Genomic DNA, 12,080 nt, shown 5'->3' on the forward strand with positions numbered 1-12,080 from the left:
CGAATCTTAAATAATTTTAAATATAAAGCACTGCGGCTATTTCGTACTCTACCGCACCGCCAGGAGTTTGAATGTTGGCAACTTCTCCTTCTTCTTTGCCAATCAAGCCGCGAGCTATCGGAGAATTCACTGAGATCTTATTACTTTTCAGATCGGCTTCATCATCGCCGACGATTTGATACTGAATTTCATCAGCAGAGTCATCGTCTAAGTTAATTAGCACTACAGTGGCACCAAAAATCACTTTACCGTTGTTGGTCATTTTAGTGATATCGATAATCTGCGCGTTGCCGAGTTTACTTTCAATATCTTGAATGCGACCTTCAGCAAAACCTTGTTGCTCACGTGCCGCATGATATTCGGCATTTTCTTTTAGGTCACCATGTTCACGAGCTTCGGCAATAGCTGCCACAATTCTAGGGCGCACCACTTTTTTTAGCTCTTCTAATTCAGCCTGCAAAGCTTCGGCGCCTTTAGCTGTCATGGGTACTCTATTCATACTTTTTTAACCTGTGTATGCAACTCTTGCACCGAGCTCACCTCGCTGCGCGAATGATCTTTCATGGCGGCACAAGAAGCCACCGCACCCGCTAAAGTTGTGGTATACGGGATCTTGTGTTGCAAAGCGCTACGACGAATCAAATAAGAGTCAGCGATCGCTTGCTTGCCTTCGGTGGTATTGATAATGTAATCCACTTCACCGTTTTTAATGTAATCAACAATGTGCGGACGACCTTCAAACATTTTGTTTATGCGCTGACAAGGAATTCCCGCGGCGCGAATGGTTCTAGCCGTACCGCCAGTAGCTAACAGCTCAAAACCTTGTTCAACCAAAGACTTAGCAACCGCGGGTAAACCTGAGCGATCGGCTTCACGCACACTAATAATCACACGGCCCGACATCGGCACCGCCTGTCCACCACCTAACTTAGCTTTGTAAAAAGCATCGCCAAAGGTTTTGCCAACCCCCATCGCTTCACCAGTAGACTTCATTTCCGGCGTTAAGATTGGATCGGAACCTGGGAATTTATTGAAAGGGAACACCGGCTCTTTAACCGAATAATACTGTGGAATAATTTCTTGGGTGAAGCCGGTTTCTGCCAAAGTTTTTCCAGCCATCACACTCGCTGCCACTTTAGCTAACGGCGTACTGGTGGCTTTCGAAACAAACGGAACGGTACGCGAAGCGCGAGGATTAACCTCTAAAATAAAGATCTTATCGCCTTGAATCGCAAACTGAGCATTCATCAAGCCGCGCACTTGCAATTCTTTAGCCATCACCAACATTTGGCGACGCATCTCGTCTTGCACTTCTTGGCCTAAGCTAAAAGGTGGAATCGAACAGGCTGAATCACCCGAGTGAACACCCGCTTGTTCGATATGCTCCATAACCCCACCAATCAGGATGTTCTCGCCGTCGAAAATAGCATCCACATCCACCTCGATAGCATCGTCTAAGAAACGATCCAACAAGACTGGCGATTCATTAGAAACACTTACCGCTTCGTTCATGTAGCGGCGAAGTTCTTCCTCGTTGTAAACGATTTCCATCGCACGCCCACCCAATACATAAGACGGACGAACCACCAGCGGATAACCAATTTCTTCGGCTAATCTGACGCCCTCAGCAAGGTTACGCGCAGTTCGGTTTGGTGGCTGCAATAAATTCAGGCGCTCAATGGCACGCTGAAAGCGCTCACGATCTTCCGCTCGATCAATCGCGTCCGGTGAAGTACCGATAATCGGCACACCAGCAGCCTCAAGATCACGCGCTAATTTTAATGGTGTTTGACCGCCGTAATGAACAATTACCCCTTTGGGCTTTTCCACTTCCACAATCGACAACACATCTTCCAGCGTTACGGGTTCGAAATACAATCGATCGGAAGTATCATAATCCGTCGAAACCGTTTCTGGGTTACAGTTAACCATGATAGTTTCATAACCATCTTCGCGCATAGCAAAAGCAGCATGCACACAGCAATAATCAAACTCAATACCTTGGCCGATTCGGTTTGGGCCACCGCCTAAGATCATGATTTTATCTTTCTCGCTAGCTTGTGCTTCGCATTCCTCATCATAAGTGGAATACATATAAGCGGTAGAAGTAGCAAATTCCGCAGCACAGGTATCAACTCGTTTATAAACTGGCAAGACGCCTAATGTTTTACGCAATTTACGAATTTCTTTTTCACTGGCTGCGAAAATATCCGCCAAACGTTTATCGGAAAATCCTTTGCGTTTTAGCGTGCGCAAAATAGTAGCGTTGAGTTCCGATAGCGACATTTCTTCTAAGGATTGTTCAATCGCAATCAGCTCTTCGATTTGTACCAAGAACCAGCGATCGATATTGGTATATTCAAAAACGTCTTCTAAACTCCAACCGTTTCTAAAAGCATCCGCAACATACCAAATTCGCTCAGCACCAGGGATCCGTAAACGCTGGCGTAAAGTATCCGTTAAATGTTCATCATCAGCTTCAACTTGCGGTTCAAATCCGGCCGAGCCCACTTCTAAGCCACGTAAGGCTTTTTGCATCGACTCTTGGAAATTACGGCCAATCGCCATCACTTCGCCCACCGACTTCATTTGAGTGGTTAAGGTCGCATCCGAGTTCGGGAACTTTTCAAAGTTAAAGCGTGGAATTTTTGTGACTACATAATCAATGGTGGGCTCAAAGGAAGCAGGAGTAGCACCGCCGGTAATATCATTTTGCAATTCATCCAAGGTGTAACCTACTGCCAACTTGGCCGCGATTTTAGCAATTGGAAAACCCGTCGCTTTCGAGGCTAAGGCAGAAGAGCGCGAAACCCGTGGGTTCATTTCGATAATGGTCATACGACCATTAGCAGGATTAACCGCAAACTGTACGTTAGAACCGCCCGTTTCAACGCCAATCTCGCGCAAAACTGCCAAGGAAGCGTCGCGCATGATTTGGTATTCTTTATCAGTTAAGGTTTGCGCAGGCGCAACCGTGATCGAATCGCCCGTATGTACACCCATGGGGTCAAAGTTTTCAATCGAGCAAATAATGATGCAGTTGTCGTTTTTATCACGAACCACTTCCATCTCATACTCTTTCCAGCCGATTAAGGATTCGTCGATTAACAGTTCGCTGGTAGGAGATAAATCCAAACCGCGCGCACAAATCTCCTCAAATTCTTCTTTGTTATAAGCGATACCGCCGCCAGTGCCGCCCATGGTAAATGAAGGACGAATAATACAAGGAAAGCCAACTTCTTTTTGTACCCGCCAGGCATCATCCATACTGTGAGCAACGTCTTGTTTGGGCTGATCCAAACCAATTTTTGACATCGCCTTGGCAAATAACTCTCTATCTTCGGCTTTATCAATCGCTTCGCGAGTCGCCCCGATCATTTCGACGCCATAAATTTCCAGCACACCGCGAGATGCCAGATCTAAAGCACAGTTCAGAGCCGTCTGCCCGCCCATCGTTGGTAAGATAGCATCAGGTCTTTCTTTTTCAATAATTTTAGCAACCACTTCCCAATGAATTGGCTCGATATAAGTCGCATCGGCCATGTTCGGATCGGTCATAATGGTCGCAGGGTTGGAATTGACCAGAATCACTCGGAAGCCTTCTTCTTTTAAGGCTTTACAGGCCTGCGCACCCGAATAATCAAACTCACAGGCCTGACCGATAATGATCGGGCCAGCACCTAAAATCAAAATACTTTTTATGTCAGTACGTTTTGGCATCTTAATTTTACCTATGCTTTGTGTTCAGTCATTAGCTTGATGAAATGGTCGAATAATGGTGCTGCATCGTGTGGGCCCGGGCTTGCTTCAGGATGACCTTGAAAGCTAAACGCTGGGAAGTCGGTGCGATGAATGCCCTGCAAAGAGCCATCAAATAAAGACCGGTGAGTTGCGCGTAAATTACTTGGCAAGGTATCTTCATCCGCTGCGAAGCCGTGGTTTTGGCTGGTGATTAATACGGTTTTATCATCGAGGTTTTGTACCGGATGGTTAGCACCATGATGGCCAAATTTCATCTTAATAGTTTTGGCGCCACTGGCTAGCGCTAACAGTTGATGGCCTAAACAGATACCAAAAGTTGGGGTACCAGTTTCAACGATCTCGGTGATCGCTTCGATAGCATAATCGCAAGGCTCCGGATCGCCAGGGCCATTGGACAGAAAAACCCCATCAGGCTGCATGGCTAACACTTCGCTCGCTGGCGTTTGCGCTGGAACCACCGTTAACTCGCAACCGCGATCAACAAGCATTCGTAAAATATTACGCTTGACGCCATAATCGTAAGCAACCACTTTGAATTTCTTATCTTCAAGCTTGTCATGGCCTTTGCCCAGTTGCCAAGAAGCCGAATCCCATTGGTAAGTTTCTTTGGTACATACTTCTTTAGCTAAATCCATGCCCTTTAAACCAGGGAACTGCTTGGCTAATTCTAAAGCCTTGTCCTCGCTGAGATCCGCGACATCAGCGCCTGCCATCAAGCAGCCGTTTTGTGCGCCCTTGTCTCTTAGAATTCGAGTCAAACGACGAGTATCAATATCGGCAATTGCGACTTTATTATGGCGCTTTAAGTATTCGCTTAAAGTTTCCTCGGAGCGGAAGTTGCTTTGCAGCAGCGGCAAATCACGAATGATCAAAGCTTCTGCCCAAACCTGGCTTGACTCTTCATCTTCAGTATTGGTACCCACGTTACCAATGTGCGGATAAGTCAAAGTCACCATTTGCTTAGCGTAAGAAGGATCGGTCAGGATTTCTTGATAGCCAGTCATGGCCGTATTAAAAACGACTTCGCCGACGGCGTGACCATCACAACCAATTGAAGTACCACGGAAAATACTACCATCCTCAAGGACTAGAATGGCGGGCTGAAGCTCTTGAAAAGGCTGTGGTGCTGACAAGGAAACCTCCAATACTATGCTTAAGCGACAATAAAAATTGCTAATGCGCCTGTAAAAAAAAGGTGCAAAAAATCCAGACTCATCAACGAATGAGTCCGTAATGCTTACGGTTTACGGATTTTTGGCAAATTCGCGCTATTTTAAGGGATCACCTTAATGAAGTCTATTTAAAACCGTCCGATCCTCTAGGAATTTTTGACTAAATATAAACTAGGAGAAAAAAGAGGTTAGTCAGCTCGAAATGGTCACAAAAGAAAAAGGGCGCTAGTTCGCGCCCATTTTCAGTTGGCCTCATGCCAGATTTGTTGCTCCCTGCGACTTCCGTGTTTCACCATGTCCTTCGGCTTCGTCTTCCTTAGTCGTACCTCCTTGGTACAGTTGATAATTTACGCTTTTTTAGAAGCTTTGCAACTGGAAAATTAAACGACAATATGAAATTCTAACAATTTTAAGTCCTTTATAATCAATAACTTAACCTTTTTACAGATTGAAATTTAAACAAACTCTTGGGGAAAAAAGAATGATCACTGATCAGGTTTTAAGCAAACTCTCACAAGTAGAATGGTCACTTTCCTACAAAATCACTACAAAACGTGATCTAATTATCACTTTTTCAGGTCAGCCAACATGTCTTGTAAGGAAAATAACCCTTTTTCGCCTTGCAGATCTTGCTGAAATAGCCACTTAGCCGCTTGAATGGCGCCCTGAGCAAAGCATTGCCTTGATTGGGCTTGATGTTTAATGCTCATCAACTCACCATCTAACGCAAAAGTTACTTCATGAGTCCCAACAATTTCACCTGCCCGCATTACCGAAAAACCAATCTCTCCCTCGGTTCGTTCACCTGCACGCTGCAAAGTTTTAATCTCGTCTAGTTTTTTACCCTGAGAGCTGGCAATAGCTTCACCGATAGACAAGGCGGTGCCAGAAGGTGCGTCGATTTTATGCTTATGGTGTGCTTCAAAGATCTCAATATCGGCTTGCTTACCTAAGATTCGTGTCGCTTCGACAGCCAGCTGAATCAGCGTATTGACACCCAAGCTGTAATTCGAAGCTTGCATGATCGGGATTTGCTGGGCAGCTGCTTCAATTTCTAATTGTTGCTCAGAGCTGAAACCCGTAGTGCCTATCACCATTGGGGTTTTCGATTTTAAAGCCATTCGAAGGCACGCTAGCGAATAATCGGGCAGGCTAAAATCAATTAATAGCTGCTGACCAGCTAAGTCGCTATCAAGCGCTGCTGACAAGTCATCAGTAATGTGAGTGCCTTGCGGGTTAGCGCCAATCAAATAGCCAATATCGGTACCTTGCAACGGATGGTTAGGCCGCGCTAAAGCACCGGAAACTTTAACATCCGCATCGCTCACCGCGGAAGCCACTAATTCCTTCCCCATACGACCAGTAGCCGCATTTATAATTAAAGCAATGGTCATTAAAGCTCCTGCTTAAGCATTACAACTAGATTTGTCTATTGAGCCTTCAACGCCCTTTGCGATTTGCGATAAACTCATATACTTCACATTGGCATCGCGGCGGCCACCCCACTCCATATCACGAATTTCCGGAAAATTGGTCATAGTCAAAGCAATCAAAGGCTGCTTTAAGTCAACCATAAAGGAATGTTTGAACTTTGCTTGAGTGCTCTTCTCTGTAGCCACCAATAAACAGGCCAGCTTCTGTTTTTTATCCTCAGATAAGATCTTGCCAGTATTGGCTACAGGATACTTGGCCAAATAGGTTGCCGGATTATAATCGGCTTTTGTTGTGTATTCAGGTGGGATCTGAAAATCAGGATAGATCACCAGTTGTGCCGAAGCGGTTTTTGAAATCAACAAAAGTAACAAAATAGATAAAAAGAAAGCTAGTTTTTGCATAAAGCCTCATTAATATTCCGATAAAATCAGCCGACACAATACCGAAAAACTGCCATCAAAATCAAATAAAAGCGCTTAATTTTCATACAGACTGGATAAATGCTTGATCCCAATCACTAAACTGCATTCGAACTTTATCAATTTGCGGAGCGAAACCGTCTTTTATCACCGAAATCGCCTTAAAACCGTACTTTTCATAAAAGCCTTGAACCTGCTGCGAAGTATCTATATAAACCTCGCGCTGTCCCAAAGCGGAATTTACTGCAGCTAATCGATGCGCTAACAACTGCAAGCCTAGCCCTTGCTTGTGCGCCGCTTGGTCGACCATTCCCCAGCGCAAAAATATTTTCTCCTCCAATTCACCAAAACCGCCACAGGCTAGAATCGCTGCGGGATCTTGCGCTAAATACAGCACCAAATAGTGATTATCCTCGACCTGATTCAATAAAAACTCTTGGTAATCTTGAATTTCTTCAGCTCCAAAATAAAGGCCAATATTAGATCGAAAAATAGCTAAACATGCGGCTTGGTCGGAAGCCTTATAAGCCCGACTTAGGATTTGAACTTGTTTACTCACTCAAGCGCACCATTATCTTCAAGAATCTCAGCAATTCGTTGCGCCAACTTTTGGTAACCCAAGCCATTAAAATGAACCGAGTCCGACTTATACTTTTTGTTTTTAATCAGATCTGAAATGATTTCACCATCAAATACCAGATGGTACTGCTCAGCCAACTCTCGGTATAAAGGCGCTGAATCTGAGAAAATATTTTTTTCAGGCACGCCCAATAAGATAAGCTGAATATTGCGCGACTGAATTTCTTCGATCATCTGAGCTAAATTCTGCTTGGTTTGCACAAGGTTGTAATTACGCAGAATATCGTTGCCGCCTTCTAACAAAACCACTAACTGAGGATTATGTTGATCGAGCACTGCTGCCAAGCGGGTTAAACCTTCCTGAGTGGTTTCGCCCGAAATGCCGGCATTGATAACTTTAAAACCAATTAATTTCTCAAGCTGCGCAGGATAAGCCTCATATTCCGCAGCACCTACACCCGCAGTTAAACTATCGCCGAAGGTGAGAATTGATTTATTTAACGACAGCGTTCTAAGGTTATTGTCTGCACAACTAATTAGCAGAAAGACAATAACTACCGGCAACTTTTTTACTAGACTACTGATCAAATTCTTCTGGGTAAGCATAAGACCAACCATACCAAGTTTTAGAATTTTTATAGAGACTCAACCTTTCCTCAAACTTACGATAACGCGGGGTATTCTTTTGTCCCTGAAGCTTATGTAATGCGGTTTCTTGTACTTCAACAGCATTCTTAAAGTCCCCAATTTCAGCGTAAGCAGCTGCTAATGTATCTAAATTACCAGCTGTCTTCTTATAATTTTCTTTTAAAATTGAATTCATTATCTGTAAAGCTTCTCTACCATTTCGTAAAGATTTATCAGGACAAGTTGCTAACATCCACGCTTTGTTACCATAAGAATATTCATATCCATTTTTAATAGCTCGGTCATACCAATAAAGCGCTTCCGCACAACTTTGTTTTAAACCCGCATGTCCTCCAGAGTAAAATAAGCCCATATAGTCCTGAGCAGAACCGACACCTAACTCAGCAGCCTTTCTATACCATTTAACAGCGTTAGTTAGATCTTTTTCTCCACCTAAAGCAAAATGATAGGAACGAGCGATAACTTCGTATATACGTGGCATATCATCATTTGCTACCTTTTTTAACCAAAAAATAGCTATATCTCTATTTATTTGAAACCATAATCACCATAAAGATGTGCTCGTCCCACTGCATACTGTACTGATTGGTCACCTCTCTCGGCGGCCTCCAATAAATGTTGTCGTATAAGCTTATACTTATCCCCATACGCAACATCAGCAAAAAATAAAAAACAAAATACTATAAAAAGAATTCTCATGAATCTCCCATAAAAAAGCCCGCTTGCTGCGGGCTTTTAATTTAGCATTAACTGGTCATATTATCCCAGAATTTTTTAACGCCATCGAACCAGCCGGTTTCTTTCGGGCTATTTTTCCCACCCGACTCTTCAACACTTTGCTGGAACTGTTCGAGCATTTCTTTTTGCTCTTTGCTGAGTTTCACCGGTGTTTCCAAAATCACGCGACACATAAGATCGCCAGTATAATTTTGACGTAAGGCTTTAATCCCTTTGCCCTTTAAACGAAACATTTTGCCAGTTTGCGTTTCGGCTGGAATTTTTAGGCTAACTTTGCCATCCAGCGTTGGTACTTTTAGTTCTCCGCCTAGCGCCGCAGTAACGAAACTTACAGGGACTTCGCAATAAAGATTAGCACCATCGCGCACAAAAATCTCATGTTCTTTTACATTGATCTGAACATACAAGTCACCGGCAGGAGCCCCAGGACCACCCGCTTCGCCTTCGCCAGATAAACGAATCCGATCGCCGGTATCGACGCCTGCTGGAATTTTCACAGAAAGCGTTTTAGTCTTGTGTACACGACCTTGACCAGAGCAATCACCACATGGATCTTTAATGGTTTGCCCTTGCCCCTGACAATCTGGACAAGTTTGCTGCACTGAGAAGAAACCTTGGGTCATGCGTACTTGGCCTTGGCCGTGACAGGTACCACAAGTAACTTTTTCAGAGCCCTCTTTAGCACCAGAGCCATCACACGTTTCACAGTCTACATAGGTCGGAACTTTGATGGTTTTAGTAACACCATTCACCGCTTCTTCAAGAGTCACCTGCATATTGTATTGCAGATCTGAGCCTCGCTGCGGGCCAGCACGACCGCCTCCGCGACGTCCGCCACCAAAAATATCGCCAAACATATCACCGAAGATATCGCCGACATCTGCACCGTGGAAACCACCTTGACCGTCGCCCATGCTTGGATCAACCCCCGCATGACCAAACTGATCATAAGCTTGGCGTTTTTGCGGATCATTCAAGACTTCATAGGCTTCTTTAGCTTCTTTAAAGCGCGCTTCCGCCTCTTTGTCATCAGGATTACGGTCGGGATGGTTCTTCATCGCCAAACGACGGTAGGCTTTTTTCAGCTCCGCCTTATCGGCACTTTTAGCAACACCCAACACTTCGTAATAATCACGTTTCGACATATTTATCTTCTTTCGTTTTTAAATTAGAAACGCAGGAACTTAATCCTGCGTCTATTTTGCACCTGTCTAAGTCAGGAATTTTCTTTGATAACGAGGCGCGATACGTAACGAGAAGCGTAATGCACAATAGTGCTTGAGCATCGGAGCTAGTATCGCAACAAAGTTAGCGATGAAAATTACGAGCTAGACTTGTCGTCCTTTACTTCTTCGAATTCAGCATCAACCACATCATCGGCTGTATTCGAAGCTTGCTCAGAACCTGGCTGAGCGCCAGCTTCTGCTTGCTGCTGTGCTTGAGCATACATGCGCTCGGCTAACTTGGCAGATGCTTGACTTAGGGCTTCCGTCTTAGCTTTGATTTCTTCTAAGTCGTCAGTCTTGATCGCTTCTTCTAAATCATTAGCAGCAGCTTCAATCGCTTCTTTCTCACCATCTTCAAAAGTAACGTTTTCATCATTCAAAGATTTACGGCTAGCATGAACCAAACCGTCCGCCTGGTTACGAGCTTCCACCAGCTCTTGGAACTTCTTATCTTCTTCAGCATGAGCTTCGGCATCTTGTACCATTTGCTCGATCTCTTCATCACTTAGACCAGAAGAGGCTTTGATCTGAATCGACTGCTCTTTACCAGTAGCTTTATCTTTGGCAGAAACGTGCATGATACCGTTAGCGTCAATATCGAACGTAACTTCGATTTGTGGCATACCGCGTGGCGCAGGTGGAATATCCGCTAAGTCAAAACGACCTAGCGATTTGTTCTGCTGGGCCATTTTACGCTCACCTTGTAATACGTGAACGGTAACCGCAGTTTGGTTATCTTCTGCTGTCGAGAATACTTGCGAAGCCTTAGTCGGAATCGTAGTGTTCTTGTCAATAAGGTTAGTCATAACACCACCCATGGTCTCGATACCCAGAGATAGCGGAGTTACGTCTAACAACAATACGTCTTTAACGTCACCAGCCAATACCGCGCCTTGGATCGCCGCACCCATAGCTACTGCTTCATCAGGGTTAACGTCTTTGCGTGGCTCTTTGCCGAAGAAGCCAGTTACCGCTTCTTGTACTTTCGGCATACGGGTTTGACCACCAACTAGAATCACATCGTCGATTTCAGAGGTTGATAAACCAGCGTCTTGCAGCGCTTGTTTAACTGGCGCCATTGAACGCTCGATCAGGTCTTCTACCAATGCTTCTAGTTTGGCACGTGTTAACTTGATGTTTAAGTGCTTAGGACCGGTTGCGTCAGCCGTGATGTAAGGTAAGTTCACATCCGTTTGTGAGCTAGAAGACAATTCGATCTTCGCTTTCTCGCCCGCTTCTTTCAAACGTTGCATCGCTAATGCGTCGCCTTTAAGGTCGATACCTTGTTCTTTCTTAAATTCTTCTGCTAGATACTCAATAACGCGGTTATCAAAATCTTCACCGCCCAAGAAAGTATCACCGTTAGTCGCCAATACTTCAAAAGTATGCTCACCATCAACTTCCGCGATTTCGATAACAGAAATATCGAAAGTACCACCACCTAAGTCATAAACCGCGATAGTGCGATCGCCACGCTCTTTATCCATACCATAAGCTAAAGCCGCAGCAGTTGGCTCATTGATGATTCTTTTCACATCAAGACCAGCAATTTTACCCGCATCTTTAGTCGCTTGACGTTGTGAGTCGTTGAAGTAGGCAGGAACGGTAATTACCGCCGCAGTTACTTCTTCACCTAGGAAATCTTCAGCAGTTTTCTTCATCTTCTTTAAAACTTCTGCTGACACCTGAGGTGGCGCCATGTTTTTGCCATTTACTGAAACCCATGCATCGCCATTGTCCGCTTCAACGATCTTGTATGGGACCATTTCGATGTCTTTTTGCACCACGTCACTTTTGAACTTACGCCCGATCAAACGCTTGATCGCGTATAAGGTGTTCTCAGGATTAGTGACTGCCTGACGCTTAGCCGATTGGCCTACCAAGGTCTCGCCATCGGTAAAAGCGATAATCGAAGGAGTCGTACGACCGCCCTCAGAGTTCTCGATAACGCGTGCTTTGTCGCCGTCTAAGACTGCAACACATGAATTGGTTGTACCTAAATCGATACCGATAATTTTGCCCATTTTTCTACTCCGAAAAATACTGTTAAAACTTGCTTGCAGTCTATATAAGGGCAGGGCTTAGGAGATCAAGGGGAAAAA

10 protein-coding genes are annotated in these 12,080 nt (G+C 44.6%); all 10 read right to left on the reverse strand.

The window, feature by feature from the left end; translation table 11 throughout:
• Window positions 1-16 precede the first annotated feature (16 nt).
• Window positions 17-499 (reverse strand): transcription elongation factor GreA, encoded by a 483-nt coding sequence (gene greA / locus NFS34_RS03035; protein ID WP_251358409.1) that lies wholly within the window; start codon window positions 497-499, stop codon window positions 17-19.
• The gene (carB, locus tag NFS34_RS03040; protein ID WP_251358410.1) at window positions 496-3,720 is read right to left on the reverse strand and encodes a carbamoyl-phosphate synthase large subunit; all 3,225 of its coding nucleotides are present in this window, start codon (window positions 3,718-3,720) and stop codon (window positions 496-498) included. The genes greA and carB overlap by 4 nt, the downstream gene beginning before the upstream one ends.
• Before the next feature lie 11 nt (window positions 3,721-3,731).
• A complete protein-coding gene (carA, locus tag NFS34_RS03045; RefSeq protein WP_251358411.1) occupies window positions 3,732-4,895 on the reverse strand; it encodes a glutamine-hydrolyzing carbamoyl-phosphate synthase small subunit in 1,164 nt (387 codons plus the stop codon).
• Between the two features lie 605 nt (window positions 4,896-5,500).
• Window positions 5,501-6,328, reverse strand: coding sequence for a 4-hydroxy-tetrahydrodipicolinate reductase (dapB, locus tag NFS34_RS03050; protein ID WP_251358412.1), 828 nt, complete (start codon window positions 6,326-6,328; stop codon window positions 5,501-5,503).
• A gap of 12 nt (window positions 6,329-6,340) precedes the next feature.
• The gene (locus NFS34_RS03055) at window positions 6,341-6,769 is read right to left on the reverse strand and encodes a hypothetical protein (RefSeq protein WP_251358413.1); all 429 of its coding nucleotides are present in this window, start codon (window positions 6,767-6,769) and stop codon (window positions 6,341-6,343) included.
• A gap of 82 nt (window positions 6,770-6,851) precedes the next feature.
• A complete protein-coding gene (locus NFS34_RS03060) occupies window positions 6,852-7,346 on the reverse strand; it encodes a GNAT family N-acetyltransferase (protein WP_251358414.1) in 495 nt (164 codons plus the stop codon).
• The gene (locus NFS34_RS03065) at window positions 7,343-7,954 is read right to left on the reverse strand and encodes an arylesterase (protein WP_251358415.1); all 612 of its coding nucleotides are present in this window, start codon (window positions 7,952-7,954) and stop codon (window positions 7,343-7,345) included. The genes NFS34_RS03060 and NFS34_RS03065 overlap by 4 nt, the downstream gene beginning before the upstream one ends.
• Window positions 7,944-8,495, reverse strand: a complete 552-nt coding sequence (locus tag NFS34_RS03070; RefSeq protein WP_251358416.1) for an SEL1-like repeat protein — start codon at window positions 8,493-8,495, stop codon at window positions 7,944-7,946. The genes NFS34_RS03065 and NFS34_RS03070 overlap by 11 nt, the downstream gene beginning before the upstream one ends.
• A 265-nt stretch (window positions 8,496-8,760) precedes the next feature.
• Window positions 8,761-9,897, reverse strand: coding sequence for a molecular chaperone DnaJ (gene dnaJ, locus NFS34_RS03075; RefSeq protein ID WP_251358417.1), 1,137 nt, complete (start codon window positions 9,895-9,897; stop codon window positions 8,761-8,763).
• A gap of 176 nt (window positions 9,898-10,073) precedes the next feature.
• Complete coding sequence (gene dnaK / locus NFS34_RS03080) at window positions 10,074-12,002, reverse strand: molecular chaperone DnaK (protein ID WP_251358418.1); 1,929 nt, start codon at window positions 12,000-12,002, stop codon at window positions 10,074-10,076.
• Between the last annotated feature and the right edge of the window lie 78 nt (window positions 12,003-12,080).

The organism is Kangiella sp. TOML190 (assembly GCF_023706045.1).
Classification (GTDB): domain Bacteria; phylum Pseudomonadota; class Gammaproteobacteria; order Enterobacterales; family Kangiellaceae; genus Kangiella.

Coding starts and splice junctions, on each gene's coding strand:
- dnaK (WP_251358418.1), bottom strand. CDS start 12,002: ATGGGCAAAATTATCGGTATCGATTTAGGTACAACCAATTCATGTGTT.
- NFS34_RS03055 (WP_251358413.1), bottom strand. CDS start 6,769: ATGCAAAAACTAGCTTTCTTTTTATCTATTTTGTTACTTTTGTTGATT.
- greA (WP_251358409.1), bottom strand. CDS start 499: ATGAATAGAGTACCCATGACAGCTAAAGGCGCCGAAGCTTTGCAGGCT.
- dnaJ (WP_251358417.1), bottom strand. CDS start 9,897: ATGTCGAAACGTGATTATTACGAAGTGTTGGGTGTTGCTAAAAGTGCC.
- carB (WP_251358410.1), bottom strand. CDS start 3,720: ATGCCAAAACGTACTGACATAAAAAGTATTTTGATTTTAGGTGCTGGC.
- NFS34_RS03070 (WP_251358416.1), bottom strand. CDS start 8,495: ATGCCACGTATATACGAAGTTATCGCTCGTTCCTATCATTTTGCTTTA.
- dapB (WP_251358412.1), bottom strand. CDS start 6,328: ATGACCATTGCTTTAATTATAAATGCGGCTACTGGTCGTATGGGGAAG.